Below are 224 nucleotides of genomic sequence, written 5' to 3'. Positions count from 1 at the left end.
ACGCTTAGCCACCCGAACATCTTGGCGCTCCGCGACAGCGGGATAGACCAAGCCCGCGGCCTCTACTACGTCATCCTCGACTGGGTCCCTGAGACCATCAAGACCTGGTTAACAGGTTTCGCCGAGCCGCCCGGATGGGACGACGTCGCTGAGTCCGTTGCGCTGCCCCTGGCCTCAGCGCTCGCGCATTCGCACTCGCTGTCAGTACTCCATCGCGACATCAA

At 62.9% G+C, this 224-nt stretch carries 1 pseudogene; it reads left to right on the top strand.

Annotated elements, in window-relative coordinates:
• A pseudogene (locus tag SKC41_RS31785) lies at positions 1-224 on the top strand (hypothetical protein); the annotation flags it as partial.

The organism is Mycobacterium sp. 050128 (assembly GCF_036409155.1).
Classification (GTDB): Bacteria; Actinomycetota; Actinomycetes; order Mycobacteriales; family Mycobacteriaceae; genus Mycobacterium.
This window is presented reverse-complemented; position numbering and strand designations above follow the sequence as displayed.